Below are 26,946 nucleotides of genomic sequence, written 5' to 3' on the forward strand. Positions count from 1 at the left end.
AAATTTTAATTACCTAATTCTAGCTGATTTTTAATTAAATTGAAATAGTATGATTTGTTTTTTACTAAAGTAATGTGATTTCCTTGCTCAACAACTTTTCCTTTGTTCAATACAATAATTTTATTGGCGTTTTTTACTGTTGATAACCTGTGAGCTACAACAACAACAGTTTTACCCTTGAAAAAACCTTGTAAGTTATCATGAATTATTTTCTCATTTTCAGCATCCAAAGCACTTGTTGCTTCATCAAATATGATATACTGTGGATTTTTATAAACAGCGCGAGCGATTAAAATTCTTTGTTTTTGACCACCAGAAATACCATTCCCTGCTACACCAATTTTTGTTTGTAACTTTAGAGGTAAGGACTCTATAAAATCTTCTATATTAGCTATTCTTAAGGCTTTTTTTAATTTTTCTTGATTAATGTTTTCGTCCCCTATGACTATATTTCTTTCTATAGTTTCAGAAAAGATATATCCATCTTGCATTACAATACCGCAGTTTTCACGAATACTTTTGGGAGATAGCTCAATTATATTTTCGCTGTTGAAATATATATTTCCTGCCGTTGGATTGTAAAAGCGTAGTAATAATTTTATTAAGGTAGTTTTTCCGCTTCCACTTGCACCAACTATTGCTGTAATTTTTCCTTGCGGAATTAAAAAATTAATATCTTTTAAGACAAAAGGAGATTTTGGACCCTCGTATTGAAAGCTAAGATTTTGAATATTAATTCCATCTTGAGCCGTATTCAATTTATTTACAGATAATGGCTTGATATTTTTATTTGTTACGGTGTTTATCTCTTCAATAGGGTGATTTTGAACTTCATTTAATCTCTCTAAACTAAGCTTGGCATCTTGTAAGGAACGAAAGAAACTTACTAATTGATTAACTGGAGAATTCATTTGTCCTATGATGTAGGAAATGGCAAGTAGCATCCCTAAAGTCATACTACCTTGCACTACATAAGTCGCTGCCAAAAAAGTAACGATAATGTTTTTTAGTTGGTTAAAAAACTCAAAGCCTGAAAGTTGTATTTGATCTAACTTTAAGATTCTTGTATTAAGTTTGAAGAGTTTTTGTTGGATATGTTCCCACTGATTACGTTTAAAATTTTCAAATTGATTGAGTTTTATTTCTGTGACTCCATTTAGCATTTCGTAAATTGATTCTTGGTTTTCACTTCGTTGTTGGAAACGGTAATAATCGAGAATCTTTCTTTTTTTCAACCAAAAGAGTGACCATAAAATCGCTAATGTGGTAAGAGCTACATAAATCAATAGAATTTTAAAGTCATAGTACCATAGTACACAAAAAAACACTGAAAACGTAATAATAGAAAAGAACGTAATTAAACTTTGAGAGGTTAAAAATTCCTCTATTCTGTCATTGTCTTGAATCCGTTGCCTAAAATCTCCCATTAATTTTGTATCGAAAAACTTAATAGGCAGTTGCAGTGTTTTTTTTAAAAAATCTGAAATAATAGTAATACTTATATGAGTTCCTACGTAGAGTGTTAGCCAATTTCTAACAATATCAATAACAATCGTGCCAAAAAAAACGGCTAATTGTGCCATTAGAACTATAGAGATAACACTTAGGTTTTTTTGGTTTACACCTTTATCTATTAGTGCTTCGGTAAGAAATGGAAATATGAGTGTTAGTCCACTGCCTATTAATAAAAACAGGAACATAAAAGCCAACTGTTTTTTATAAGGTTTGAGATACTTAAAAAGGTATTTTATATTTAATGTGTTTTCATTTTCGGGTGTTTGTTTATAAAATTCTTCGGTAGGGTTTATAAAAAGAGAAATTCCACTATCATTTTCTTGAAGCCATGATTTTTTAAAACTTTCTTCATTAAGTTTAATAAAACCGTGAGCAGGATCTGCAATATGGTAATAGTGTTTGCTTGAAAAAAGAGAAGTTGATATTTTTTGTAATACAACAAAGTGGTTTTGGTTCCAATGTAGTATGCAAGGAAGCTTAAATTCATCTGTTAGCTCTTTTAAATTTAATTTACTTCCTGTAACTTCAAAACCTATTTTTTCTAAAGCCTGACTAATACCCAATAAAGAAACACCCTCACGAGAAATATAACTAAGATTGCGTAAAAACTGTAGCGAATAGTTTCTGCCAAAATAACTTGCAATCATTTTTATACAAGTAGGACCACAATCCATAGTGTCGTATTGAATTGACAAAGTTATTTTTTTCATTTTTTAGGATCTGATTATAATTTAGTTTAATCTTTTTCTTTCTTCTTCATTACTAAATTTTCTTCTCTTACTTCTTAATTTTTTGTTCCCAAACTGATATTTTAAAGAAACGCGTAAGCGTTTATTATCATAGTAATTTCTATATTCTTGTGTAATATTATTTGTTATGCTTGTTATTCTATCTACTTGTGTTCTAAAAATATCATTTAGAGTAACACTAACTTCAAGTTTCTTTTCTAGAAGCAAACTTTTTAATCCTACATCAAAATTATAAGTTGTAGCCAAATAGTCTACACCATCAATACCTGGTGCAGCATACCAAAAATTAACCTCTCCAAAAAATGTTTTTTTAGAGTTAAAAATGATAGAATTATCTACTGAGCAATAGAAATTAAAACCATCTTGCTCTTTAATTGTATTTATGCTACTTGATTTAATTTTTGAAAAATTTAAGTCATATTGAAGATAACTTTCAAGCCAATTTATTTTATCAAATGTATAAGATTGGGTTAAACCAAAACTAATTTGATCTAAAAAATTTTTACGGATTGTTGCTTGGATGTTGGAATCAGGCTCAACTAAAGTAATTTGATCAGAACCATTTGTTATGGTTGTTAAATAAACAGAAGTATTAAAGTTATCTTTATAAAGGTTTGAAAATTCAAAATTATTTATAAATGAAGGCTGTAAAAATGGATTCCCTTCTGTATAAGAAAAAGGATTTGAGTACCATCGAAACGGATTTAGATGTGAGTAAGTAGGGCGATTTATCCGCCTTCCATAATTCAACGACCAGAAATGGTTGTCGTTAGGACTGTATGAAATGTATGCAGTTGGAAAAATATTGTTGTATTTATTTTTATTTACTTGATTTAGCGTTAGTGAATTTCCTTCTGTTTGTGTGAGTTCTAGCCGAAACCCTAACTTAAAATCCCATTTGCCTATAGTTTTATTCGCACTAGTATATATTGCTTGTATGTTTTCATTATACTCAAATTCATTTGATTGGCTTTCATCATAAATAAAATCTTGTCCATCAAAAATAAAGGCTGTTACATCACTATAATTTTTTATAAATGAAAGTTTTCCTCCAAATTCAATTTCCGCAAAATTTGTAGGCCATTCAAAGTCTATGCGAGAACTAAAAGTTGTAATATCTTGATTGGAAGTGTTATTAAATAATTCATTAGAGTTTGCTATTAAATCTCCATTTGATAGAAACGAATCAGTATCATTCAATCTATCAGAATAATTATCATAAGTAAAATAGTCTAAATCAATAGCCATTGATTTTCCTAAAGTGTCTAACTCAGTTTTAAAATGTGTATTAAAAGAGTGAAATACTGTATTTGCTTTTGTGTTGGCGTTTGTAATTAATAGGGAATCTATAGTATTGGAGTTATCAAATAATGCTGTTAATGTCCTTTCTGTATTATTAGGATTGCTATCTGTTCCTAAATATTGTACACCAATAGATGTTTTGTTGTTAAAATCATAGTCAACTCCTGTTCTCACTGTTAAAAAATCAGAGTAGTATCTGATTTTAGAGTCTGTGTCCCATGTTTGGGTTGGATAGAAAATATTGTTATCTTCATCTACCTCCACTGAGCCATTACCCATGTTAGTGTTTACAAAAACTGACCATTTATCTTTTTGATATGTCATGCTACCATTGATAAATCCAGTTGGAAATGTGGCTTGTTGGTATGTAGTCCTAATGTTTCCACCGAAATAATTACTCTTAGCTTTTTTCAAAACAATATTGATTAAACCACTATTACCAGCGGCTTCATATTTGGCAGGAGGATTAGTAATTACCTCAATTGTTGATATCTCATCAGAACTGATTGAATGTAAGAAATTGTTTAAATCATTGCCTGTTAGAGGAGATAGTCTACCGTTAATAAGAACTCTTAAATTACTTTTTCCTATCAATTTTATTTCATCATTATTGACTCTTATCCCTGGAGTTTTTTTTAGGATATCAAATGCATCACCTCCAGACGAAATGGTGCTATTTTTTACATTAAAAATTAATCGGTCTACTTTTCGCTTAATCGTTGGCTTTTTTACTGAAAGCGTAACAGTTTCTAATTCATTTATATCTTCTAAAAGTGTAATTATACCTAGGTCATAATTTGCTGTTGAAATAAATTCCTTCTTCCAGTTTTGATACCCAATGAAACTGATTTCTAAAGTAAGTGGGTAATTCACTTCTTTAATTAAAACCTCAAATTTACCTTTTTCATCCGTTGTAGTCCCTGTAATTAAAGTTCCTTCATTATTCTGTACAATGACATTAGCAAAAGCTATAGGTTGCTTTTCTGAGTCTAAAACAATTCCTGTGTAAGTTTGTCCATAACTAAAACAATTTATTGATAATAAGAAAATGTATGTAATTGTTTTTTTTATAGAGAAGGCTAAACAAGAAGTTTGCAAATGATTCCTCATATATATTATCTATAGGTCAATTACTAAAATTGAATGTTATTAACCATTTTAGGGGCATACGCACATCTAGGATCTGGATAATCCCAATTTTCTTTTCCAAAAGCTTTAATGATATCAACCCAACATTTGTTAACATCTGTGTGACATGAAGTAAAATTATTACATGTTTTACATGGACTCAAATCTGAAAAATCACCTTTTTCTAAATTAGCTAATTTTAAGGGTTTAGGAGAATTCCATACTTCTTCCAGACTTTGCTTTGTTAGATCTCCTATAATAAAATCTTCATTCCAATACAATTGCTCACAAATCGTTACCTTTCCGTCTGGTAAAATAAACAAATGAGTTCTATTAGCAGTACAAGCACCACCAGGGAAATGACTACTTCCTTTATAGCAACTGTAAAACCCTCTTTCAGTATATGATGTATCAAAATTGATGTCAAAATTGTATTCCTTCTGATTTTCATTCATAAAATGATTTACGAGCGAATCAAAATTATCTTTGGAGATACCCCATTCGTCAAAATTATTTTCGAGGTATAAAGAATAAAATGCAGGACCAATATCTATTTGGTCGATATTTTTATAAGTTGAAAGAAAGTCTAAAACTTCGGTAATTTGATAAATTGAACCATTATGCTTTGTTAATGTTATAGCTATTTGAATATCGAAATTATGTTTGTCAAGAAGTGCTATAGTGTTGAAAATTTTTGGTATGTATGACTTTCTAGTGTTTAATAACTTTAATAAAGTTTGCTTATTGATACTGTCTAAAGAAATTTGAATTTTATTTACACCATAATCTTTAAAAAAGAGAATTTGTTCTTCATTTAAAGGGTATTTTGTTGATAGAATTTCAGGGAAAAAATCATGTTTCTTTAACTCTATATATATTTCTTTCCAGTTTCGGTAAAAGAAGATTTCTCCACCAAGCAAACCAAAGTCATTTACGTTTAAATCGTATGCGTTTTTTATAATTTTTCTTATGTTTTCAAGCGACAAATGATTAACTACTTTATGTTTAACATCAGCATAGCAATAAATACAATCGGTTGCACAATCATTAGTAACCATTAATGTTACATCCATTGGACCAGAATACATCCTTTTTCCATAAAAATCTAAGGATTCGTATGAAAAGTCATTAACATTATATGGCTTGTATGTTTCTTTTCCTTCTATAATGAAGTTTTTAGGGATATAAAATTCTACATCTTCAAGTTCTGTTTTAAATTCATCCTCATTTTCTATATACGAGCTTATTAAGTTTAGCGAGTTTTCAATACTTATACCTAAATGTTTACTCAAGTTTTTTATTGATTTTTCTAGAGTTTCTCCGTGTGTAAAAAATGAAAATATTTGTGCTTGAATGGGATGTATCATTGATTTCCAGCTAAACGAGCTTTCATGTTTAGCTCTCTCCCTTGAAACAATAAATGTCCTATGAATATCATGTCTTAATAAGTAATCAGGGTTTATTGAATATGTTTTATCTAAATTAAAATTCATTTCGGTGGTATTTTTTATAATAATAAGTTAAAAATATCATTGACCGATTTTTTTTAATCAGTCAATGATATAGTAAACATTTCTAAAAATAGTTAAGCATTTGTTTTACAGCATTTTCTTTTACAGCATTTCTTTTTACAACCACCATCTGCTATTTCTAGTTCTTTTACTCCTCCTCGAACTTTCATTAGTTCAAATAATTCAAGTTTTTGCATCATACAAGATTTAAGTTATACCTACTCATTGCTGGCTTTTCGATTTCCGCCATTTATTACTACTCTTAGGTGAGATATTTCTTTATTTGCGCTAAGATAAAGGATGAAAGCGCTGGTAGTCAAGAACTTTAGGTACTAAAATATACCTTTTAGTACTAAGATTATTATTATTATTTTAAGTCTGGTATTTTTATACCCTTTTCTTTTAGATAATTTAAAAGCTTATGATAATTCGAATTATTTTGAGAACATTCTTTATTAATAGGGCAGATTTCTTTTGGGGTAGTTCCTAATATTTCAGCAATTTTAATCATTTTGTCATGGCTTAATGAAGATTCACCGTTTTCTATTTTAGAATAGGCTTTTTGAGAAATACCTAATTCAAATGCAATATTTTCTTGTGATAAGCCTTTTTGCAGTCGTAATGTTCTAAGTTTTTTATTCATAACTCTCTTTTTGGCGGTTGGAACAGGCTCTTTTGTTTTTTTTGCTTCAATTTTTCTTGTTATTATATTGACTTTCATCAAAAAAACAAATGTGCCTGTTAGCGTTGGCATAGCTTGCGTACAACGGTCTTGTGTATGAAACGTAGCGTATAAATAAACGCTAACTTTTCGGATTTAGCACGAGCCGAATTTTTTATTTTTATGTTTAATTTTCTTTTATAAATATAACCAAATAAAAAATTTAGCGTACTTTGTAAATATACAAAAACCTTTCGGAAAGCCTGTAATAGCTATGTTTTATACACGTTGTTGTGTTTTCGTACTTTTTTCGTTCTGCTGATAGCGTTGGCAAAGACATACTCTTTTACTATTTTTGGGTTGTGTGGTGGCTGTAGCGAATTGTAAATGTGTATGGCTTTATGCGTTTGGCAATTCCAATTTATATACATATATTTGCATACTATAATTAGCGTAATGGACGACAGAAAATCACAAGTTAAAAACTCGAATAAAAAAGACCTAAAACTATTAAGTTTCTTTAGTGGTGCAATGGGTTTGGATATTGGATTACACAAAGTTGGCTTTAAAACTTTATTAGCTTGTGAGATTGATAAATCAAGTCGTGAAACCATTGTAGCAAACAATCCTAAAATTGGACTTATTGGCGATATTCGAAATTATTCTACCGATGAGATTTTAGAATATGCAGGATTAGAAAGTAGAGAAGAAGTTGATTTAATAGTTGGTGGACCACCTTGCCAAGCTTTTAGTTCGGCAGGAAAAAGAATGGGATTAGCTGATGAGAGAGGAAATGTATTTCTAAAATTTATTGAGGTAATAGAAAACATTAAACCAAAATTTGCTGTAATAGAAAATGTAAGAGGTTTGTTGTCTGCAACTTACTCCATTGATTTGAAAGAAGAAGAAGAGATTTTCTTACCACCTGAGTTGAAAGAGCTTAAAGGTGCGACAATGTATTATATCTATAATAGATTACGTGAAGCAGGATATGAACTGTCTTTTAATTTATACAACTCTGCCAATTATGGAACTCCACAAAGTAGAGAAAGAGTTATTATAGTCTGTTCAAGAGTGAACGATTATGTGCCTTATTTAAAGCCAACTCATTCAAAAGATGGTGAATTTGGTTTAAAAAAATGGAAAGTTTTAAAGACTGCTTTGAAAGGTTTGAATGGTAATAATAATGAATTCATCAAATTTCCAGAAAAACGCTTAAAATATTATCGCTTATTAAAAGCTGGTCAAAATTGGCGTAATCTAACAGAAGAGTTACAAAAAGAAGCACTTGGAAAATCTTACTATTTAGGTGGTGGAAAAACAGGTTTCTTTAGAAGACTTTCTTGGGATAAGCCATCGCCAACACTTGTTACGCATCCTGCAATGCCTGCAACTGATTTAGGTCATCCAGAAGAAGATAGACCATTGAGTGTATTAGAGTACAAGAGAATTCAAGAATTTCCAGACAAATGGGAAATCAAAGGCAGTTTGATTAATAAGTATAAGCAAATTGGTAATGCAGTTCCAGTAAGTGTTGGTAAGGCAATTGGTCAACTTATAATTTCTTTATCGAAAAATGAAAAAGTAGAAAATATTCCAAATTTCAAATATTCTCGTTACTTGAATACATCAAATGAATCTTTTATTTTAGATTTCGAAAAAAGAGCTAAAAAATTAATAGAGGAGAATGAGAGAAATCAACTCTCATTATTTGAATCTTCTTCATTACCATAAAAAGGGCTTTCTTCTTCTAAAAATATTGAACCAGGATTGTTACTTACTGATTCTCTAACAAATGCTTTGAAAGATTCTTCATTCAAATTATCTTCTTCGTTGTCAATCCCTACTAATTCGTTTAGTGCATTCCAATTTGTTCCTCCAGTTCTTGAAAACCGTCTAAACCAATGTTTGATAGGTGTACCATCTCTTACTGTTTTACTAGAACTATTTTCGCTATTATCACTATTTTTCACTTGAAGTAATTGACCATCAACATTACAAAAGTCAATGCTTTTCATAGTTTCTCCCCAACAGCAATGCCAACCTTGAGATATTAATTCTTCTGCAATATATTCTTCAAGAAAAGCACCTGCAATATTTTCTGCTGACATTGATAAACGATGACCGTATTTAATACTTTCAAGGTCATCTGTTGTGTGATGTATACGAGCTGATATAATTTCATCTAAAATTGGGTCGTGTTGTGTTCCGATTGGATTACTCGTTCTTTGAGATGGTCTATTGTTATAACCATTTATAAACTTGTTAGTCCATTTTTTCATAAAATCAGAAACATCTTCACCAGTTCTTATATTTATAGTGCAAGAATATTCGGGTATTTCAATTATTCTATTAGCAACAACAATTAACGAATCACTAACTCTATCACCAGCTTCATTTCGGACTATTTCCAGTAACTCTTCTTTATTAAGATTGTCAAATGTTGATAATGGTTTTCTTGGCATAATATTATTTTATAAGATTTGCTATTTCTACTTCTAAAGCATTAGCAATCTTTTCTATATTGACAAGAGTAATATTTTTTTCTGCTCTTTCAATCATACCAATATATGTTCGATGTAAATCAGCTTTATGTGCTAATTCCTCTTGCGATAGTTCTTTTTCCTTTCGAATTTCACGAACTCTTTCTCCAAATTTTATCAGTATTTTTTGTTTTGAATCCATTGCTAACTAAAGTATGCAAAGCTAACTTTAGTATTCATCTTAAGCAACAGACTATAGTTAGCATTCGAATTCAGCGTTGGGAAATTTTAGCTCTTTTGGTTTTTAGAGCGTTGGAATAGTGTGTTGGAAAAACCGAAAGTGCTAAAATATGTGGCTGGTTCAGTATGAAACACAACGTGATTGTATAAGATTAGTTGCGTGTGCAATCACGAATAAAACAAATTAGCAACTACTTTGAGAAAGGATAATCTTTTCCAAAGTAAAAAAAGTTTAAGCAATTAATTTTATACGGTGTTGGCATACGTTTTTTTGTCAGTCGTTATTTATTCAAATTATATGTCAAATTCAATTAAAGAGGAAACAGATTACGAAATAGCGAAAAGAGGGTGTTCGGGAATTAAAAAAAACATTGAAACAATTAAAAGTAATATCGATTTCATTTTAGAAAATAAAGAGTTGTTAGAAAATGAAAGTTTACACGCCCCAATAGGTTATATTAATATCGGATTCCAAGCTCTTGAAACAATTTTAAATGAAATTCGTAATCCTTATGAATAATATTATTTTCAGAATACTCTATTACTATTTTAAAAGGTATTTCTTTTAATACAGCCTTTCCCATGTGACTAACCTCGTTCTTCCAATAATCATTTAAATCTTCGTAATCTTTTTGTTTTCCACTGTATAAAACTCTTAACATATCTAAATCTCTTTCTCTTACAGAAACCTTATACTCATTTATTGCTCTGTTAATACTATTAAAATCTTTTAATTCAAGTATGTTTTTTATTAATATAGATAAGAATTGATGCTCCTTTCCTTTAAATAGTTTAACATATTCATTATCCATAGATTTTTCAGATGCTTTTTGTAAATCGGACAACCTTTTAAAGTCAGATTGATTATAATATTCCTCTGTTTTCATATTTATATTTTTTGTATCTTTGTTACTGGCGTTCAAATGGATGCCAACGGTTTTGGCTATGATTTCGTTGCGTGGTCTAGCCGTTAAAATTTGGTCAACGAAAAACAATGACAAACTGTAATTTTCCAAGTACGCTGTAAAAAGCAATGAATTATAGCCGTTGTGCCTGTTGCACAAGACTTGCTAAATATACAGAAATTTCGTATATTTAATAATGCAAGGCACAAAAATATTTCAAGAAAAGCTATTCAATCAATTTAGGCTAAGCGACCGCGTACCAGAAGAGAATTTCTACCGACGTCTTCGTGGAGCTATCGACCTTAATTTCCTTTACAAAAGGACTCAGAAATTCTATGGATCAAGCGGACAAAAAAGCATCGACCCTGTTGTATTCTTTAAGCTATGTTTGGTTGGTTATTTAGAAAATATAACAAGCGACCGTAAGCTTATATCACATTGTAGCATGCGCTTGGATATCTTGTATTTTTTAGGCTATGATATCGACGAAGAATTACCGTGGCATTCTACTATAAGCCGTACACGCCAACTATTTCCAGAAGCGGTATTTGAATCTGTTTTCACAAAAATATTTGGGCTATGTGTCTCGGCAGGTATGGTTGCCGGCCATACCCAGACCATAGATTCCGCCCCTGTAAAGGCCAATGCTTCTATGGATACTTTAGAACTGAAAGTGCCAGAAGAGGATTTAGAAGGGCATCTTCGGGAAATTCGTAACATCAGCCATCGAGATAAACAGAAGCCCTTAAGGCAATCTAAAGCAAACAAGGCCGATAAAGACCAACAAACCTTATCGGCTTCTACGAAAGAATTACAGGCCATAAAAAGGCGTAATGCCAAATGGGCAAAGGATCAAGATGCACGTCCAGGAGCTGGTGCTAAAGGCAGTCGCTATACCAGTAACAAGACCCATTACAGTCCCACCGATCCGGATGCGCGCATCAGTGTAAAACCGGGAAAGGCAAGAAAACTCAATTACCTTAGTCAACTTACAGTAGATACGGCAAACCATGTGATAAGTGATATAAGAGCGTACCATGCCGATGGCAAAGACAGTCAGCATTTACCAGATATCGTTAAGCGGGTAAAACAACGGCTTTGGAAAGCGGCACTGGTTTGGGAAAATTGTGTGGCCGACACGGGCTATAGCAGCGGCGAGAATTATGCCTTTCTAGAGGCAATAGGCCTAAAAAGTTTTATACCCGCCCACGGCACTTATAAGGGCGGTCCGGATGGATTTACCTATCACGAAAAGGAAGATTATTATACATGTCCTCAAGGCCAAATCATCCCCTTTAAAAAAGTGTTTATAGAAAAAAAGAACAACACCAAGAAGAAGGAATACCGCGGCTCAAAACCGTTGTGTTTGGACTGTCCAGTACGCACTGCATGCCTAGGGAAAACGGCACAGGAAAAGAAGTTTACCGTTACCTATTACCGCTCGGAATATGAGCGTAACATAGCCCGGGTAGAAAGCAACCAAGGGCGTTATATGAAAGGAAAAAGGCAGAGCACCGTAGAACCTGTATTTGGTACGCTCACACAATTTATGGGCCTAAGAAAAGTGAATACCATTGGAATTGAGCAGGCCAATAAATGCATGCAACTTTCTGCCATAGCCTACAACCTTAAAAAATATATGAAATTCATAGAAAAACGTACTAAAAGCGGAGCAGGGGCACAGACGCTTTATTTTAGTCTCAAAAATACCTTTTACAACCTTATAAACATGCTTTTAAAGCCTTTTAAAACACCAGAATTTTTAAGTCTATAAAAACAGAAACCGCCTTTAAAAGACGGTTTCTAATTATAATTTTAGGATACATTATGGGCTTGTGCAACGGTTACCGTTGTTGTACCCAGTTATTTATTTTTTTTCATTGTCTAAATTAAAATCCGAAATAGAACAATACCTTTTAGAAAATGACTTTTCTTTGGTCGACACTGACTATTCGTCTGATTGTCTTTTAGTTTATACTCACAACCGTTTAAAAACTTATAATGTTGAAATTCTTACTCTTCCAGAAATTAAGCACGTAGTATTAGATTTAGAATATATACATGGAAAAGATGAATTTAAAATCACACATATAAAGGATTTTCACGTAACGAGTTTAGATGCTCTTAAACTCATCCTTACTCACTCAATAGGTTCTCCATTATTCAATGAAGAGTTATTGTGTTGATTTATATGATTGTTATATCGCTTAATATATTTCTTAAAATCTTCAACACATGCTTTCAGTTCATTTTTTCTGTTTTTCTTTTTACTCGAATTTAGTTTTTTATAGGTTTTAGTTTTGACTATTTTTAGTCCACTTATATAAAAATTATAAGGGTCGTCCGATTTGCTTTCATTCAGTATTTCGTTTTGAAGTAGTTGTCCTAATTCAAATATGTCGGAATCATTATCACTTAAAAAAGATAGTTTATGTTCAACTTTACTTAAATGCTTAATTTTACTTTCTTTATCTTTCATTCTTGGTTGCTTTAATTGGGTACAACGGTTTGTATAAAGAAAGTTGCGTGTTTGTGAGCGAGGATTTTCCGAAGGAAAATCGGAAGCAAGCAAACAAGCAACGACCATTAGATTAAGCCAAAATAGCAATTTTTTTTATACGGTGTTGGCAACCGTTTTTTATTAATCATTTTTAATATTATCAATTATGGAATCAGTTTTTAAATTTTTATCAGTCTTTTGGTTAACCGGATTTTTTAAATGTATTTTTTCTAAATTTATAATTCTATTTTCAATTTCGGTTGATTTTTTGGACTCAATAATAGCCCAAATAGATATACAAATAATAATTACAGCATTGGCTACAGCAGCTATAATCTTAGCTACAGTCCAACTTTTATTAAGTATATATTGTTTGTATTTGTTTTTAAAACCGCCTTCAACATTTAAAAAAAATAAACCTTTTTGAGATGTTCTAGCTATAAAGTCGCCATGATATTTAATATCCTTAATAGCAATTTTATGATAATCTGACAATAAACCTTGTTCAACTAAATCCTTTGCTAAAGAATGCACAATATGAAAATCAATTTTAATTTCTTGAGATATTTTAGAAGTAATCATTTCGTCTTGGTATTTCACAAGCAACAAATCCATTATTCTATATTTTTCTCGTTTAGTCATTTCTCAAATGGTTGCCAACGGCTACGTATAAGATTAGTTGCGTTGGTTATAAACGCAATTTAACAAGTACAAACCTAGTAGAAAATCCGATAGGATTTTCGTAAGTAGGAGAGTACCAAGCAATTAATTTTATACAATGTTGTAAAACGTATTTTTATGACAGATTTAGAATTAAAATTAAAAGTTGAAAATGTATTATCAGAATTACATCCATTGTTAAGACAGGCAAAAAAACAAGGTTTAGTAACGAAGATAAAAAGAGATTTAATCAGCATTGGTAAAGAATCAAGTAAGGATTACGAGTATTTTTTTTCTGTTAAAATAGAATTTAGTCGTATGATTTAGAATCCCTTATTTGTCTGTTTAGCTCGTCGAAATCATCCACTATATTTTGTAGGGCTTCGTCTAAATGAATGTTGTTTTTTATAAAATCGTTACCGTACTTGTGGCTTAGAAATGAATATATTTTGTAAATATTCTTTTCAATTTTAGCTTGATTTACTAATGTGATTTCTAATAGCTCTCTGTCTGTGTAATTTGATAGTTCTTTTAGTTTCATAATATTTTTTATGTTTTACAAGTATTTTTAAAATAGTAGATATGTCGGAAAAAGAATTAATTATTGATGTTGTTGATTTACTTAAAACACTAGAAGGTAAATCTTTAAGAAGATGTCGTTTAATCCTTGAAGAGTCTTTAAGTACAGTTAACAATATAGCTTTTAACAACGAGTTAAAAATAAATGATTCTTTATTTGAAAAATACAAAAAAAACAGACTTGATAATTAATAAATATCATTGTCAATTTTTAGTGTTTTTAAAACATCTTTTAGGTCTTTGCTTATTGTTTCATTGTTATGAGTTATCAATACTAAAACGTACCAGATGATTTCGTTTTCAGGTATTGGGGGTTCTGCAAATGATTCAGCACCTAATTTAGGAACTGCTTTAAGTTCCGTTATTTTAAACTCCTTACCCTCTTTTCCGTATGGGAAATATGGTTTGGATTTCAAGTAGTCAAACTCTGTAACAAGTTTTTCTGCTTTTGATTTTGAGTAATTCATTTTATTCGATTTCGTTTTTATATGTTTTACAACGGTTTGTATAAAGAAAGTTGCGTGTTTGTGAGCGAGGATTTTCCGAAGGAAAATCGGAAGCAAGCAAACAAGCAACGACCATTAGATTAAGCCAAAATAGCAATTTTTTTTATACGGTGTTGGCAACCGTTTTTTATTAATCATTTTTAATATTATCAATTATGGAATCAGTTTTTAAATTTTTATCAGTCTTTTGGTTAACCGGATTTTTTAAATGTATTTTTTCTAAATTTATAATTCTATTTTCAATTTCGGTTGATTTTTTGGACTCAATAATAGCCCAAATAGATATACAAATAATAATTACAGCATTGGCTACAGCAGCTATAATCTTAGCTACAGTCCAACTTTTATTAAGTATATATTGTTTGTATTTGTTTTTAAAACCGCCTTCAACATTTAAAAAAAATAAACCTTTTTGAGATGTTCTAGCTATAAAGTCGCCATGATATTTAATATCCTTAATAGCAATTTTATGATAATCTGACAATAAACCTTGTTCAACTAAATCCTTTGCTAAAGAATGCACAATATGAAAATCAATTTTAATTTCTTGAGATATTTTAGAAGTAATCATTTCGTCTTGGTATTTCACAAGCAACAAATCCATTATTCTATATTTTTCTCGTTTAGTCATTTCTCAAATGGTTGCCAACGGTCTTGTGTATGGCTCGTTGCGTGCAAATTAGCGATTATTTTTCGGTTTAGGCACAAGCCAAATTTTTAAATTTTACTATTTATCTTACTTTTTGGAAATCGTCAAATTTAAAAATTTGGCGACTTTCCAAATACGCCTTAACTTCGATTAAGCAACTGATTATCAATGAGCTATACACGTTGTTGGCAACAGTATTTTATTTCGCATATTTAACTTTTTCTCCTTTTGAAATAAAAACTAATGCGTCAAAATGTTTAAACCAGTTAGTTTTATTTTCCTCAAGATTAAACATCCCTTGAAATTCCTTTTCCGAATATTCTGGATTCTCAATAATTAATTGTTTTGAGTCGATAAAATAATTCTTTTTAGTTGTTGGTAAAAAGTGTAGTAAATTTTCATCATCTTTCTTTGATTTCTCTATCCATTTCTCTTTTCGATATGGCATATGTATTGATGAAATTGCAATATGATAAGAAATATTAGGGTTCATATTTACGAATTGTCCTCCCATAGTTTGACCTTTCATAAATTCGTATTCATATTTTGCCATATGTGCATTTGCCAACCATACAATGAATTTCTTTTCAGGCATTGATTTTACTAAAAAATCTAAATTTTTTGCCATTTGGCTGTCTCTAATTGTAATACCTTTTTTATTACTTTTATGTGTTGAATTTATAAGAATATCGCTCTTATAGCTTTTTAAGAATTGAGTCCAAAGCTTGTCTTTTTGTACTTTGTCATTTACTAATAACTCGTCCACATAACTAACTAATTTTGCAAGTTTTGATTTCCCTATTACCTTGTTTGCTTTTTTTCTGTTTTTAATATATTTTTCAGTTAAATCGATAAATTTTTCGTCGATGCTTATTGAGTTTTCATTTAAAAATTCAGTTAGTTTTATTGTGAAATTATTCCAAGTATATCCTGAACCCATTTGATTGTCAAATCCCCAAATGGTCACATTATGTTCCTTTAAAAATTCAAATAGGTTTTTACATTGAAGTGAACGCGACCAAAATGAGTACAAGTTTATCTTGTTATGGTCAAAGTATAGTCCGAAGAAGTCGCCTTCAAAAGCAATGTCTTTATATCCTTTCTCTAATACTAAGTATTTAACAAATTCAGTTTTGGCTAAAAAGTCTGACCCAATATGATGTTCCGCTTCTCCCAAGAAAACAACTTTTTTGTTTGTTAAATTCTTGTTTAAAATTTCTTTGACCTCTTTTGTTAGCAAATTTTCCATTGAGTTCAATTCGTGAATATTCTTCTCTATTTGAGCTAAAATAGAATTTAGACCAAAAACTATAAAAAGTATTACTGTCGTTTTTTTCATATTGTTGCCAACGGCTACGTATAATATTAGTTGCGTTGGTTATAAACGCAATTTAACAAGTACAAACCTATTAGAAAATCCGATAGGATTTTCGTAAGTAGGCGAGTACCAAGCAATTAATTTTATACAATGTTGGCAAATCGTTTTTAATTTAAAATCAGTTATATGAGGGTTTCTCAAACATTCAGGAAAAACACAAATTCAGATTCAGATTCAATATTATCCATATTTCTAAATGAAATCGATAATAAAACAAAACTTGAAGATGTTTTGAAGGAAGTAGAAGATATTTATTCTACTCATTTTCCGAATTAAAGTTCTTAAGGTTATAATTTAAAGTCCTTATAGTGTCAAAAGCATTTGGGTCTAATCTTAATCCTTCAGAATGGATGTTATTAAACTCGTTTATGCTTTTTGAAAATCCGTTTAATGCTTTAATTAGTTTTTCTGCGGTTTCGTTGTCAAGGGTCATATTATTAAGTTTATGTGTGAGTTAAAATTAAATGGTCGGTTTGTTTGGTCTAATGATGAAAAGTCAGAAGTCAAGTTTGTGCTTTATTCGGAAAACACCAATTCCGAAACCAATAAAGGTTTTTCTCGAACGACTGACGATAATATAAGTTGATTATTAATTATTTGCGCTATGCAAAAAACACAATATTTACCAAATTTTCCATTTTGTCTGAAATCAGTCAATTCGGATTTTGAGTAATCCAAATCATAGATATTAAATACTTTTGAGTTTTTGTTATCTACGATTGATAAGTTCATTTTTTCATTTTTAGTTGGTCGGAATACAATATTTATTTCGTCTCTTGTAAGTTTGTTTTGCAGAAATTTATAGGATTCTATTCCGTCCTTGTCGTTTGAAAATATTATTGCAATAACTGGTGGTTCTATATCGTAATTATCGGTCTTAATGAACCTAATTTTTATTGCTTTTTGGAAAGATTGTTCAAATTCATTTTCTGTCATAGAATGGTCTTTTTAAATGTTTGCCAACGGTCTCGGCTATGAGTAGTTGCGTGGATTAGCACTTAACTTTACAAGTACACACCAAACTGAAAATCCGCGAGGATTTTCAGAAGTAGGCGAGAACAAGCAATTACTTATAGCCATTGTTGTGCCTTCGTTGTTTTATTATTTTAAAATTTCTTTAATAAATCGGTTTTAGTTGTTTTTACATTTTTTTTATAGGAAACCGTTAGAGTATATTGCATTTCTAAATTCCCAGTTTCATTTATACTTGTATCAGCCAATTCAAAAAGAACACTTAGTGATATATTTTTACTATCCCAATAAGACATAGAACCAACTTTTCCTGCTAAATCAAATATCTCATTATTTAATAATTCGGGTTTCTTTTCTAAAACACTTGAATACATTGCACTCAAATATGTATAATCATTAATAGCCTCTGTGCTTGAATTTTTGGCATCTGTTTCTGTTTTAACGGCAACATTATAAACTTTAACTACTTTTATTTCTTTTAAAAGTTTCGTTTTTATGTCAAAAACTAGAACGAGAGCATTCATTTTTTTATCAAATATTGTTAATAGTTCATCAGGAGCGTTGATAATATTACAAACAAATTCTTCGTCATTCTGAAAACATTGACTTTCGTAATTCTTAAATTCTGACGCATGAGAGCCGATTTTTATTGATTTAAATCCGTTTTTTTCATCTAAAAGAAATAGCTTATCATTTGAATTATCATCATAATTTTCTAGAACAAGTTGATTTCCAATAATCTTGTAAGCCCCTAATTTCTCAAGAACTGTTTGTCCTAAAAGCAAGGGTGCTTTTTGTTCAAGCACAATAGAAGCTTTTATGTCATTTAGTATTATTCCACCAATTTCAATAGTCTTTAAGTTAACTGTTAGACCTTCAGTCACAGCACCATTAGCAAGACTATAATATTCAGTCTCCCCCATATCTTCTTTGTTCAGATAGCCATTTTTTATCATAAATAGGGCTTCTGTTTCTGAAATGGAAACTCTTGAAGCTCCTGTGTCTAAAATAAATTTTAAGGGAAGATTATTGACTTTACAGGGCAAAAAATAAACACCATTGATTTTCTCCATATCTATTTTTGTTTGAGAAAATGCGTTTAGAAAGGAGATAAAGAAGAATATAAATAAAATGAATTTATACATAAATTTTAATTTTAAAAAAACAGATAGATTTAACTTTGCCCAAGATTATTAGGAACTAATTTCAATAAAACCCTTTTTTTCATCAAAAAAACAATTCAATTCTCCTAAATGTTCTTCCAAACTATAAATGTTATATACAATAAAAGTTCCACCGAAGTCTTCTAAATCAACGGAGTATCCTTGATTGGTTGAGTGTCTAACTTCTTCAAAACTTAGTGTTTTGTCTTTTGGTTTTAGAATTTTGGTCAATTCTGTAAAAGCGTTTTCAATTTTATCGTCAAAATCTTGCTTTGTAAAATTTCCCCTTTCAGTCAGTTTGTAATTATAGGTTTTCATGTTTTTCTTCGAATCAAACTTTAATAAGTCCTTTGTTTAATGATGTGTCTCTGGTTTTTGCTCGGTCAACCGCAATGAGGCACAACGGCTACGTATAAGATTAGTTGCGTTGGTTATAAACGCAATTTAACAAGTACAAACCTAGTAGAAAATCCGATAGGATTTTCGTAAGTAGGAGAGTACCAAGCAATTAATTTTATACAATGTTGTAAAACGTATTTTTAATTTTAGTTAAGTTTATATGTCAAAAACAATAGAAATTAAAGAATTGTCACTTAATGAATTAAATCAAAAGGCAATACAAATAGGAAAACAATTAGATGGTTTGTCTGTTAATCAGTCAAATTATATACTTAACAGAGTAAGACAAGATATGAGTTCTAATTCATTCGTTAAGTTTAGTCAAGTGTTAGGGATTCAATCTCACTAGCAACTTTGTCCCATGATTGGTTTATTGAAAATGAAACATTCGTATCAGATTCTTGCTTTATATTTAACGTTATTTGGGTTTTCCCATTTTTGTTTTCTATTAAAGCGACATTTGATACATTAAAAGTTTTATTTCCGTCTTCGGTAAGATAGGTTATAAATTTTGTTTTCATAATTATGTTTTACAAGTATTTTTAAAATAGTAGATATGTCGGAAAAAGAATTAATTATTGATGTTGTTGATTTACTTAAAACACTAGAAGGTAAATCTTTAAGAAGATGTCGTTTAATCCTTGAAGAGTCTTTAAGTACAGTTAACAATATAGCTTTTAACAACGAGTTAAAAATAAATGATTCTTTATTTGAAAAATACAAAAAAAACAGACTTGATAATTATTAATTATCATTGTCAATTTTTAGTGTTTTTAAAACATCTTTTAGGTCTTTGCTTATTGTTTCATTGTTATGAGTCATCAATACTAAAACGTGCCAGATGATTTCGTTTTCAGGTATTGGGGGTTCTGCAAATGATTCAGCACCTAATTTAGGAACTGCTTTAAGTTCAGTTATTTTAAACTCCTTACCCTCTTTTCCGTATGGGAAATATGGTTTGGATTTCAAGTAGTCAAACTCTGTAACAAGTTTTTCTGCTTTTGATTTTGAGTAATTCATTTTATTCGATTTCGTTTTTATATGTTTTACAACGGCTACGTATAAGATTAGTTGCGTTGGTTATAAACGCAATTTAACAAGTACAAACCTAGTAGAAAATCCGATAGGATTTTCGTAAGTAGGAGAGTACCAAGCAATTAATTTTATACAATGTTGTAAAACGTATTTTTAATTTTAGTTAAGTTTATATGTCAAAAACAATAGAAATTAAAGAATTGTCACTTAATGAATTAAATCAAAAGGCAATACAAATAGGAAAACAATTAGATGGTTTGTCTGTTAATCAGTCAAATTATATACTTAACAGAGTAAGACAAGATATGAGTTCTAATTCATTCGTTAAGTTTAGTCAAGTGTTAGGGATTCAATCTCACTAGCAACTTTGTCCCATGATTGGTTTATTGAAAATGAAACATTCGTATCAGATTCTTGCTTTATATTTAACGTTATTTGGGTTTTCCCATTTTTGTTTTCTATTAAAGCGACATTTGATACATTAAAAGTTTTATTTCCGTCTTCGGTAAGATAGGTTATAAATTTTGTTTTCATAATTATGTTTTACAAGTATTTTTAAAATAGTAGATATGTCGGAAAAAGAATTAATTATTGATGTTGTTGATTTACTTAAAACACTAGAAGGTAAATCTTTAAGAAGATGTCGTTTAATCCTTGAAGAGTCTTTAAGTACAGTTAACAATATAGCTTTTAACAACGAGTTAAAAATAAATGATTCTTTATTTGAAAAATACAAAAAAAACAGACTTGATAATTATTAATTATCATTGTCAATTTTTAGTGTTTTTAAAACATCTTTTAGGTCTTTGCTTATTGTTTCATTGTTATGAGTCATCAATACTAAAACGTGCCAGATGATTTCGTTTTCAGGTATTGGGGGTTCTGCAAATGATTCAGCACCTAATTTAGGAACTGCTTTAAGTTCAGTTATTTTAAACTCCTTACCCTCTTTTCCGTATGGGAAATATGGTTTGGATTTCAAGTAGTCAAACTCTGTAACAAGTTTTTCTGCTTTTGATTTTGAGTAATTCATTTTATTCGATTTCGTTTTTATATGTTTTACAACGTGTACGTATAAGATTAGTTGCGTTGGTTATAAACGCAATTTAACAAGTACAAACCTAGTAGAAAATCCGATAGGATTTTCGTAAGTAGGAGAGTACCAAGCAATTAATTTTATACAATGTTGTAAAACGTATTTTTATGACAGATTTAGAATTAAAATTAAAAGTTGAAAATGTATTATCAGAATTACATCCATTGTTAAGACAGGCAAAAAAACAAGGTTTAGTAACGAAGATAAAAAGAGATTTAATCAGCATTGGTAAAGAATCAAGTAAGGATTACGAGTATTTTTTTTCTGTTAAAATAGAATTTAGTCGTATGATTTAGAATCCCTTATTTGTCTGTTTAGCTCGTCGAAATCATCCACTATATTTTGTAGGGCTTCGTCTAAATGAATGTTGTTTTTTATAAAATCGTTACCGTACTTGTGGCTTAGAAATGAATATATTTTGTAAATATTCTTTTCAATTTTAGCTTGATTTACTAATGTGATTTCTAATAGCTCTCTGTCTGTGTAATTTGATAGTTCTTTTAGTTTCATAATATTTTTTATGTTTTACAAGTATTTTTAAAATAGTAGATATGTCGGAAAAGGAATTACATAAGTCAAAAGTCGAAGTCTTTAGATTGTTAAATGGTCGTCCAGTCAGAGATTGTCTGCAAATATTAAAATCGGCTATAAAAGAATATAAAGAATTTGCTTTGTCTAATGTTTTAGATGTGTCCAATAAAGAATATGACGATTGGGCTGAAAACGAATACATTAAAAGTTAGTTAGGAACATTATCTATATCATGTTGTATTTTTAGTCTGGAAAGCACGTCAACAAGGTCTTTCCTTATTTCGGTTTCTCCATCTGAAATTACAACAAGAACGTGATAGTTTTCTTTTATAGGTTCTTTATATTGTTTCTTGCTGTCCGATTTAGCGTATCTTTCAGCTCCAAGTTTATTAATAGTTTCTAAAGAAGTTATTTTAAACTCCTTACCCTCTTTTCCGTATGGGAAATATGGTTTGGATTTCAAGTAGTCAAACTCTGTAACAAGTTTTTCTGCTTTTGATTTTGAGTAATTCATTTTATTCGATTTCGTTTTTATATGTTTTACAACGTGTACGTATAAGATTAGTTGCGTTGGTTATAAACGCAATTTAACAAGTACAAACCTAGTAGAAAATCCGATAGGATTTTCGTAAGTAGGAGAGTACCAAGCAATTAATTTTATACAATGTTGTAAAACGTATTTTTAATTTTAGTTAAGTTTATATGTCAAAAACAATAGAAATTAAAGAATTGTCACTTAATGAATTAAATCAAAAGGCAATACAAATAGGAAAACAATTAGATGGTTTGTCTGTTAATCAGTCAAATTATATACTTAACAGAGTAAGACAAGATATGAGTTCTAATTCATTCGTTAAGTTTAGTCAAGTGTTAGGGATTCAATCTCACTAGCAACTTTGTCCCATGATTGGTTTATTGAAAATGAAACATTCGTATCAGATTCTTGCTTTATATTTAACGTTATTTGGGTTTTCCCATTTTTGTTTTCTATTAAAGCGACATTTGATACATTAAAAGTTTTATTTCCGTCTTCGGTAAGATAGGTTATAAATTTTGTTTTCATAATTATGTTTTACAAGTATTTTTAAAATAGTAGATATGTCGGAAAAAGAATTAATTATTGATGTTGTTGATTTACTTAAAACACTAGAAGGTAAATCTTTAAGAAGATGTCGTTTAATCCTTGAAGAGTCTTTAAGTACAGTTAACAATATAGCTTTTAACAACGAGTTAAAAATAAATGATTCTTTATTTGAAAAATACAAAAAAAACAGACTTGATAATTATTAATTATCATTGTCAATTTTTAGTGTTTTTAAAACATCTTTTAGGTCTTTGCTTATTGTTTCATTGTTATGAGTCATCAATACTAAAACGTGCCAGATGATTTCGTTTTCAGGTATTGGGGGTTCTGCAAATGATTCAGCACCTAATTTAGGAACTGCTTTAAGTTCAGTTATTTTAAACTCCTTACCCTCTTTTCCGTATGGGAAATATGGTTTGGATTTCAAGTAGTCAAACTCTGTAACAAGTTTTTCTGCTTTTGATTTTGAGTAATTCATTTTATTCGATTTCGTTTTTATATGTTTTACAACGGCTACGTATAATATTAGTTGCGTTGGTTATAAACGCAATTTAACAAGTACAAACCTATTAGAAAATCCGATAGGATTTTCGTAAGTAGGCGAGTACCAAGCAATTAATTTTATACAATGTTGGCAAATCGTTTTTAATTTAAAATCAGTTATATGAGGGTTTCTCAAACATTCAGGAAAAACACAAATTCAGATTCAGATTCAATATTATCCATATTTCTAAATGAAATCGATAATAAAACAAAACTTGAAGATGTTTTGAAGGAAGTAGAAGATATTTATTCTACTCATTTTCCGAATTAAAGTTCTTAAGGTTATAATTTAAAGTCCTTATAGTGTCAAAAGCATTTGGGTCTAATCTTAATCCTTCAGAATGGATGTTATTAAACTCGTTTATGCTTTTTGAAAATCCGTTTAATGCTTTAATTAGTTTTTCTGCGGTTTCGTTGTCAAGGGTCATATTATTAAGTTTATGTGTGAGTTAAAATTATTTAGTTATTTATGTCAGATATAAAGCATGAAATAGAGTTTAGTTCCAATTCCAATATGGTTGGTGTTTCTCGTATTGAGAATAACGATTATTCAACAAGAAAAACACATTATTTGAGTATTGGAAGTATTTGGGATGCGGTTCAATTTCATTCAGAGCATTTGTCAAAACAGCCATTCAACGCTTCTTTAAAAGATAATTCAATATCTTTTCGAGAGTCAGAATCTAGTTTGTCAAATAATTCAGTAAAACCGTAACGTATTTCATATGCGTCTACATATATTCTGTAAATTTTGTCAAACTCTAAGTTTTGTTTTTTTAATATGTCTGTGTATTGTTCTTTGATTATTGCTATTTTTTCAATAAAGCAGTCATTCATACAGTCAGACATTTTACTAAATTTATAAACTTTTGTCATAGAATGGTCTTTTTAAATGTTTGCCAACGGCTACGTATAAGGTTAGTTGCGTTGGTTAAGAACGCAATTTAACAAGTACAAACCTAGTAGAAAATCCGCGAGGATTTTCGTAAGTAGGCGAGTACCGAGCAATTAATTTTATACAATGTTGTAGCAAGTTTTTAATTCAGTCTAATGTTTGTTTATTCTTTAAATAAAGGTCAATTATATTCTTCTCCAACTTTAGGTTCTGGCAATAAATTCTATTCAATTAATTCGGATTTATCCAAGAGTTCAAAGGAAAAGACGGTTGGATTAGTTCAGTATTCTTTCCGTCCTTGTAAGCAATGAGTAAATCATTCACAGTTGAGTTTTCAAGCCACAACAATTGAGGGTATGTTTCTTTTTTTAGTTTGGTTTCAAGTATCAAAGTCAATCCACAACTGATAACATCAAGTCCAATTGTGTAGCAACCATTTGATTCAGGTTTGCTTTTCAAATTAAAACCTTTTTCCATTATTGCTTTATGTAAATTTTCAGCTCTTTTTTTATCTTTTCCATATAGAATTACTGCTTTTCGTCCTTGCTGTTCAAAGAAAGCAATATCATTAAATTCAATGTCTTTTATATTCATATTGTCCGTATTTTTTCTTAAATTTGCTACAACAGTTGAATAAACACAATTGTGTTTATCTACATTATATTTATTTCGGTAAATATAATTATTTTTCTTACAAATCTAATGGGTTTTTTATAAAATTAAAACTGCTTTTTGCTACATGGGTATAGATTTCTGTAGTTTTGGTCGAATTGTGCCCCAATAAAAGTTGAATGTACCTTATGTCTGTTCCGTCTTCTAATAAATGAGTAGCAAAACTATGTCTTAATGTATGTGGTGTAACGTGTTTTTTTAATTTAATTTTATTAGCAGCTGCAGAAAGGATGTTAGATATGCTAGTTGCACTATACTTTTCTTTTTTTTGACCTTCAAATAAATATTTGTTTGGTTTGTATTGTAGATAGTATTTTCTTAAATCTTTTAATACGGTATGAGATAGTAAAGTGTATCTGTCTTTGTTTCCTTTTGCATTGTTAACTTTAATGAGCATACGACTACTATCTATGTCTTCTATTTTCAGATTAATAAGTTCGCTGCGCCTTAAGCCTGCAGAATATAGTAAAGATAAAATGCATCTGTGTTTTATGTTATTGGTGGCGTTTATTAGTTGTTGTATCTCTGTTTTTGATAACACAACGGGCAGCTTTTTTTGCTTTCTAGGGCGTTCTATTTGGTAAAATCTGTTAGGAAGCCCCAACACAACTTCATAGTAAAACTTAATGCTGTTTATACTTTGGTTAATATATGAGGTAGACCAGTTGTTTTGGGTTAAATATATTAAATAGTTTCTAACATCTAATTCATCTATAAGATCTATGTCTTTATGAGGAAAATGATTAATAAATCTTTCAAAGCAAGAAATATAGGTTTTTGCAGTATTATTGGCATATTGCTTTAATTCTAACTTATCTAGATAAGAATCTGGACAACATCTGTAATTTTCAGGTTTCTTCCTGTTTCTAAACCATTGTACATCAAAAACTTCGTTTAATGCTTTAGAGTTAGATTTAGAAAAAAAATAATTTGTATTTACCCAGGCAACGCCTCTAAATAAGTTGAAAATATTACTAAGGTTTGCTTTATTATTAGGTAAACAATACATGCCAAATTCAGAATTCCATCTAATATCTTGAAGTTCTTTTATAAGGCTATTTAAAACTTTATCAGATTGAAATTGCAAACCAATGTACTTTTTTTGGTTTATTAATAAATGTTTTAAAGTTATATTTTTGTTTGTTTTCATATCATTTTTCTTAAAATTAAAAGAAACAGAAAACATAACCGTACGTTAAACGTATAATATTCGTATAATTTACTGTTATAAGTGTATAAACAATGAGAGATAGAAAAATGTGTAAGTTTTGTGGTAAAGAACTTCAAGGAAGATCTGATAAAATTTATTGTGATGTTCATTGCAAAAGTTCTTATCATTACAAGCGCTCATTAGAAGGTAAACCAACGTTCTATAATAGGGTAGATAAACAGTTGAAATTGAATAGGCGTATTCTAAAATCATTTAATAAGGCTGGTAAAACAACGGTTAGGGCAACTGTTTTGTTAAGTCAAGGCTTTAGCCCTAAGTTTTTTACTCATTATTGGAAGAATGGTAGAGGAGATGTGTACTTTTTTGTTTATGAATACGGATTTTTAAAAAAGACTGAAAAGGGAAGAGACAAGTATGTGCTTGTACAGTGGCAAGATTATATGGATACATAAATTCTGAAAAGCCTTTAAGTGTTTTTTTAGCCTAGTTCCCATCCAGGTCAAAATAGGCTCTGTTATTTCATAATATATTAATTGCTAAATATTTATAAAACAGGATACTTTAATTGGTGAAAAAAGTTGATGTTTTATGTGATGTTCTGTCTTTTTAAATTGAGGAT

General features: G+C 29.9%; 40 protein-coding genes. 11 read left to right on the forward strand and 29 right to left on the reverse strand.

Features of this window, described 5'->3' with window-relative positions; translation table 11 throughout:
* Positions 1-5 precede the first annotated feature (5 nt).
* The 5 genes from BWZ22_RS13360 to BWZ22_RS13375 form a co-directional block, all read right to left on the reverse strand.
* On the reverse strand, positions 6-2,225 hold the full coding sequence (locus BWZ22_RS13360) for a peptidase domain-containing ABC transporter (protein WP_076700760.1): 2,220 nt from the start codon (positions 2,223-2,225) through the stop codon (positions 6-8).
* Between the two features lie 21 nt (positions 2,226-2,246).
* On the reverse strand, positions 2,247-4,676 hold the full coding sequence (locus BWZ22_RS13365; protein ID WP_076700763.1) for an outer membrane beta-barrel family protein: 2,430 nt from the start codon (positions 4,674-4,676) through the stop codon (positions 2,247-2,249).
* 23 nt (positions 4,677-4,699) lie between these two features.
* A complete protein-coding gene (locus tag BWZ22_RS13370; RefSeq protein WP_076700765.1) occupies positions 4,700-6,187 on the reverse strand; it encodes a radical SAM/SPASM domain-containing protein in 1,488 nt (495 codons plus the stop codon).
* A gap of 92 nt (positions 6,188-6,279) precedes the next feature.
* Positions 6,280-6,402 (reverse strand): hypothetical protein, encoded by a 123-nt coding sequence (locus BWZ22_RS17005; protein ID WP_256371282.1) that lies wholly within the window; start codon positions 6,400-6,402, stop codon positions 6,280-6,282.
* A 170-nt stretch (positions 6,403-6,572) separates the two neighbouring features.
* Positions 6,573-6,959 carry a helix-turn-helix domain-containing protein gene (locus BWZ22_RS13375; protein WP_083692355.1) on the reverse strand — a complete coding sequence of 129 codons (387 nt, stop codon included), beginning with the start codon at positions 6,957-6,959 and terminating at the stop codon, positions 6,573-6,575.
* A gap of 363 nt (positions 6,960-7,322) precedes the next feature.
* Between BWZ22_RS13375 and BWZ22_RS13380 the strand changes: the two genes are divergently transcribed.
* Complete coding sequence (locus BWZ22_RS13380; RefSeq protein ID WP_083692356.1) at positions 7,323-8,600, forward strand: DNA cytosine methyltransferase; 1,278 nt, start codon at positions 7,323-7,325, stop codon at positions 8,598-8,600.
* On the opposite strand, the gene BWZ22_RS13385 is transcribed toward BWZ22_RS13380, so the two are convergent.
* From BWZ22_RS13385 to BWZ22_RS13395, 3 genes are all read right to left on the reverse strand, one after another.
* Entirely contained in the window at positions 8,564-9,331 is a 768-nt protein-coding gene (locus tag BWZ22_RS13385; RefSeq protein ID WP_076700770.1) for a SinI family restriction endonuclease, read from the reverse strand. The genes BWZ22_RS13380 and BWZ22_RS13385 overlap by 37 nt on opposite strands.
* 4 nt (positions 9,332-9,335) lie before the next feature.
* On the reverse strand, positions 9,336-9,551 hold the full coding sequence (locus BWZ22_RS13390) for a helix-turn-helix domain-containing protein (RefSeq protein ID WP_076700773.1): 216 nt from the start codon (positions 9,549-9,551) through the stop codon (positions 9,336-9,338).
* Between the two features lie 496 nt (positions 9,552-10,047).
* Positions 10,048-10,476 carry a hypothetical protein gene (locus BWZ22_RS13395; RefSeq protein ID WP_157607973.1) on the reverse strand — a complete coding sequence of 143 codons (429 nt, stop codon included), beginning with the start codon at positions 10,474-10,476 and terminating at the stop codon, positions 10,048-10,050.
* A gap of 214 nt (positions 10,477-10,690) precedes the next feature.
* Between BWZ22_RS13395 and BWZ22_RS13400 the strand changes: the two genes are divergently transcribed.
* A complete protein-coding gene (locus BWZ22_RS13400) occupies positions 10,691-12,268 on the forward strand; it encodes an IS1182 family transposase (RefSeq protein WP_076697790.1) in 1,578 nt (525 codons plus the stop codon).
* A 366-nt stretch (positions 12,269-12,634) separates the two neighbouring features.
* On the opposite strand, the gene BWZ22_RS13405 is transcribed toward BWZ22_RS13400, so the two are convergent.
* Both BWZ22_RS13405 and BWZ22_RS13410 read right to left on the reverse strand, forming a co-directional pair.
* The gene (locus BWZ22_RS13405) at positions 12,635-12,973 is read right to left on the reverse strand and encodes a hypothetical protein (RefSeq protein ID WP_076700778.1); all 339 of its coding nucleotides are present in this window, start codon (positions 12,971-12,973) and stop codon (positions 12,635-12,637) included.
* A 162-nt stretch (positions 12,974-13,135) separates the two neighbouring features.
* Positions 13,136-13,609 carry a hypothetical protein gene (locus tag BWZ22_RS13410; RefSeq protein ID WP_076700780.1) on the reverse strand — a complete coding sequence of 158 codons (474 nt, stop codon included), beginning with the start codon at positions 13,607-13,609 and terminating at the stop codon, positions 13,136-13,138.
* Between the two features lie 183 nt (positions 13,610-13,792).
* Between BWZ22_RS13410 and BWZ22_RS13415 the strand changes: the two genes are divergently transcribed.
* Positions 13,793-13,981, forward strand: a complete 189-nt coding sequence (locus BWZ22_RS13415; RefSeq protein WP_076700783.1) for a hypothetical protein — start codon at positions 13,793-13,795, stop codon at positions 13,979-13,981.
* Here the strand turns inward: BWZ22_RS13415 and BWZ22_RS13420 are convergent.
* On the reverse strand, positions 13,965-14,195 hold the full coding sequence (locus BWZ22_RS13420; protein WP_076700786.1) for a hypothetical protein: 231 nt from the start codon (positions 14,193-14,195) through the stop codon (positions 13,965-13,967). The genes BWZ22_RS13415 and BWZ22_RS13420 overlap by 17 nt on opposite strands.
* A gap of 41 nt (positions 14,196-14,236) precedes the next feature.
* On the opposite strand from BWZ22_RS13420, the gene BWZ22_RS13425 reads away from it, so the two are divergent.
* Positions 14,237-14,425 (forward strand): hypothetical protein, encoded by a 189-nt coding sequence (locus BWZ22_RS13425; RefSeq protein WP_076700788.1) that lies wholly within the window; start codon positions 14,237-14,239, stop codon positions 14,423-14,425.
* Here BWZ22_RS13425 and BWZ22_RS13430 read toward each other — a convergent pair.
* The 8 genes from BWZ22_RS13430 to BWZ22_RS13460 form a co-directional block, all read right to left on the reverse strand.
* Positions 14,422-14,700: a hypothetical protein gene (locus BWZ22_RS13430; RefSeq protein WP_076700791.1), complete on the reverse strand. Its 279-nt coding sequence runs from the start codon at positions 14,698-14,700 to the stop codon at positions 14,422-14,424. The two genes, BWZ22_RS13425 and BWZ22_RS13430, sit on opposite strands and share 4 nt — an antisense overlap.
* Positions 14,701-14,869: 169 nt before the next feature.
* Positions 14,870-15,343 carry a hypothetical protein gene (locus tag BWZ22_RS13435; protein WP_076700780.1) on the reverse strand — a complete coding sequence of 158 codons (474 nt, stop codon included), beginning with the start codon at positions 15,341-15,343 and terminating at the stop codon, positions 14,870-14,872.
* 244 nt (positions 15,344-15,587) lie between these two features.
* Positions 15,588-16,727 carry an erythromycin esterase family protein gene (locus BWZ22_RS13440; protein WP_076700793.1) on the reverse strand — a complete coding sequence of 380 codons (1,140 nt, stop codon included), beginning with the start codon at positions 16,725-16,727 and terminating at the stop codon, positions 15,588-15,590.
* A 295-nt stretch (positions 16,728-17,022) separates the two neighbouring features.
* A complete protein-coding gene (locus BWZ22_RS16675; protein ID WP_157607975.1) occupies positions 17,023-17,199 on the reverse strand; it encodes a hypothetical protein in 177 nt (58 codons plus the stop codon).
* A gap of 83 nt (positions 17,200-17,282) precedes the next feature.
* Complete coding sequence (locus BWZ22_RS13445) at positions 17,283-17,702, reverse strand: hypothetical protein (RefSeq protein ID WP_076700796.1); 420 nt, start codon at positions 17,700-17,702, stop codon at positions 17,283-17,285.
* Between the two features lie 170 nt (positions 17,703-17,872).
* Positions 17,873-18,811 (reverse strand): TIGR02281 family clan AA aspartic protease, encoded by a 939-nt coding sequence (locus tag BWZ22_RS13450; RefSeq protein ID WP_076700798.1) that lies wholly within the window; start codon positions 18,809-18,811, stop codon positions 17,873-17,875.
* Positions 18,812-18,931: 120 nt separating this feature from the next.
* Entirely contained in the window at positions 18,932-19,219 is a 288-nt protein-coding gene (locus tag BWZ22_RS13455; RefSeq protein ID WP_076700801.1) for a hypothetical protein, read from the reverse strand.
* 398 nt (positions 19,220-19,617) lie between these two features.
* Positions 19,618-19,821 carry a hypothetical protein gene (locus tag BWZ22_RS13460; protein ID WP_076700803.1) on the reverse strand — a complete coding sequence of 68 codons (204 nt, stop codon included), beginning with the start codon at positions 19,819-19,821 and terminating at the stop codon, positions 19,618-19,620.
* A 35-nt stretch (positions 19,822-19,856) separates the two neighbouring features.
* On the opposite strand from BWZ22_RS13460, the gene BWZ22_RS13465 reads away from it, so the two are divergent.
* On the forward strand, positions 19,857-20,048 hold the full coding sequence (locus BWZ22_RS13465) for a hypothetical protein (RefSeq protein ID WP_076700806.1): 192 nt from the start codon (positions 19,857-19,859) through the stop codon (positions 20,046-20,048).
* On the opposite strand, the gene BWZ22_RS13470 is transcribed toward BWZ22_RS13465, so the two are convergent.
* Together BWZ22_RS13470 and BWZ22_RS13475 are read right to left on the reverse strand one after the other, a co-directional pair.
* Positions 20,045-20,320, reverse strand: coding sequence for a hypothetical protein (locus tag BWZ22_RS13470; RefSeq protein ID WP_076700809.1), 276 nt, complete (start codon positions 20,318-20,320; stop codon positions 20,045-20,047). The two genes, BWZ22_RS13465 and BWZ22_RS13470, sit on opposite strands and share 4 nt — an antisense overlap.
* A gap of 345 nt (positions 20,321-20,665) precedes the next feature.
* Entirely contained in the window at positions 20,666-20,869 is a 204-nt protein-coding gene (locus BWZ22_RS13475) for a hypothetical protein (protein ID WP_076700803.1), read from the reverse strand.
* Positions 20,870-20,904: 35 nt separating this feature from the next.
* Between BWZ22_RS13475 and BWZ22_RS13480 the strand changes: the two genes are divergently transcribed.
* Positions 20,905-21,096 (forward strand): hypothetical protein, encoded by a 192-nt coding sequence (locus tag BWZ22_RS13480; protein ID WP_076700806.1) that lies wholly within the window; start codon positions 20,905-20,907, stop codon positions 21,094-21,096.
* On the opposite strand, the gene BWZ22_RS13485 is transcribed toward BWZ22_RS13480, so the two are convergent.
* The gene (locus BWZ22_RS13485) at positions 21,093-21,368 is read right to left on the reverse strand and encodes a hypothetical protein (RefSeq protein WP_076700809.1); all 276 of its coding nucleotides are present in this window, start codon (positions 21,366-21,368) and stop codon (positions 21,093-21,095) included. The genes BWZ22_RS13480 and BWZ22_RS13485 overlap by 4 nt on opposite strands.
* Positions 21,369-21,538: 170 nt before the next feature.
* Between BWZ22_RS13485 and BWZ22_RS13490 the strand changes: the two genes are divergently transcribed.
* On the forward strand, positions 21,539-21,727 hold the full coding sequence (locus BWZ22_RS13490; protein WP_076700783.1) for a hypothetical protein: 189 nt from the start codon (positions 21,539-21,541) through the stop codon (positions 21,725-21,727).
* On the opposite strand, the gene BWZ22_RS13495 is transcribed toward BWZ22_RS13490, so the two are convergent.
* On the reverse strand, positions 21,711-21,941 hold the full coding sequence (locus BWZ22_RS13495) for a hypothetical protein (protein ID WP_076700786.1): 231 nt from the start codon (positions 21,939-21,941) through the stop codon (positions 21,711-21,713). The genes BWZ22_RS13490 and BWZ22_RS13495 overlap by 17 nt on opposite strands.
* Before the next feature lie 41 nt (positions 21,942-21,982).
* Here BWZ22_RS13495 and BWZ22_RS13500 point away from each other — a divergent pair, with 41 nt between their 5' ends.
* Entirely contained in the window at positions 21,983-22,174 is a 192-nt protein-coding gene (locus BWZ22_RS13500; RefSeq protein WP_076700811.1) for a hypothetical protein, read from the forward strand.
* On the opposite strand, the gene BWZ22_RS13505 is transcribed toward BWZ22_RS13500, so the two are convergent.
* Both BWZ22_RS13505 and BWZ22_RS13510 read right to left on the reverse strand, forming a co-directional pair.
* Positions 22,171-22,476 carry a hypothetical protein gene (locus BWZ22_RS13505; RefSeq protein WP_076700814.1) on the reverse strand — a complete coding sequence of 102 codons (306 nt, stop codon included), beginning with the start codon at positions 22,474-22,476 and terminating at the stop codon, positions 22,171-22,173. The two genes, BWZ22_RS13500 and BWZ22_RS13505, sit on opposite strands and share 4 nt — an antisense overlap.
* A gap of 345 nt (positions 22,477-22,821) precedes the next feature.
* Entirely contained in the window at positions 22,822-23,025 is a 204-nt protein-coding gene (locus tag BWZ22_RS13510) for a hypothetical protein (RefSeq protein WP_076700803.1), read from the reverse strand.
* 35 nt (positions 23,026-23,060) lie between these two features.
* Here BWZ22_RS13510 and BWZ22_RS13515 point away from each other — a divergent pair, with 35 nt between their 5' ends.
* Positions 23,061-23,252, forward strand: coding sequence for a hypothetical protein (locus tag BWZ22_RS13515; protein WP_076700806.1), 192 nt, complete (start codon positions 23,061-23,063; stop codon positions 23,250-23,252).
* Here the strand turns inward: BWZ22_RS13515 and BWZ22_RS13520 are convergent.
* Together BWZ22_RS13520 and BWZ22_RS16680 are read right to left on the reverse strand one after the other, a co-directional pair.
* Positions 23,249-23,524, reverse strand: a complete 276-nt coding sequence (locus BWZ22_RS13520; RefSeq protein ID WP_076700809.1) for a hypothetical protein — start codon at positions 23,522-23,524, stop codon at positions 23,249-23,251. The two genes, BWZ22_RS13515 and BWZ22_RS13520, sit on opposite strands and share 4 nt — an antisense overlap.
* A 316-nt stretch (positions 23,525-23,840) precedes the next feature.
* Positions 23,841-24,017 (reverse strand): hypothetical protein, encoded by a 177-nt coding sequence (locus BWZ22_RS16680; RefSeq protein ID WP_157607975.1) that lies wholly within the window; start codon positions 24,015-24,017, stop codon positions 23,841-23,843.
* A gap of 41 nt (positions 24,018-24,058) precedes the next feature.
* Between BWZ22_RS16680 and BWZ22_RS16685 the strand changes: the two genes are divergently transcribed.
* Positions 24,059-24,304: a hypothetical protein gene (locus BWZ22_RS16685; RefSeq protein ID WP_157607976.1), complete on the forward strand. Its 246-nt coding sequence runs from the start codon at positions 24,059-24,061 to the stop codon at positions 24,302-24,304.
* Positions 24,305-24,715: 411 nt separating this feature from the next.
* Here BWZ22_RS16685 and BWZ22_RS13530 read toward each other — a convergent pair whose 3' ends face one another.
* Positions 24,716-25,078, reverse strand: coding sequence for a hypothetical protein (locus BWZ22_RS13530; protein ID WP_076700819.1), 363 nt, complete (start codon positions 25,076-25,078; stop codon positions 24,716-24,718).
* A gap of 97 nt (positions 25,079-25,175) precedes the next feature.
* Positions 25,176-26,306, reverse strand: a complete 1,131-nt coding sequence (gene xerA / locus BWZ22_RS13535; protein ID WP_076702521.1) for a site-specific tyrosine recombinase/integron integrase — start codon at positions 26,304-26,306, stop codon at positions 25,176-25,178.
* A gap of 92 nt (positions 26,307-26,398) precedes the next feature.
* Between xerA and BWZ22_RS13540 the strand changes: the two genes are divergently transcribed.
* Positions 26,399-26,779, forward strand: a complete 381-nt coding sequence (locus BWZ22_RS13540) for a hypothetical protein (protein ID WP_076700821.1) — start codon at positions 26,399-26,401, stop codon at positions 26,777-26,779.
* Positions 26,780-26,946 lie beyond the last annotated feature (167 nt).

The sequence above is a fragment of the Seonamhaeicola sp. S2-3 genome (assembly GCF_001971785.1).
In the GTDB taxonomy this organism is placed as follows: domain Bacteria; phylum Bacteroidota; class Bacteroidia; order Flavobacteriales; family Flavobacteriaceae; genus Seonamhaeicola.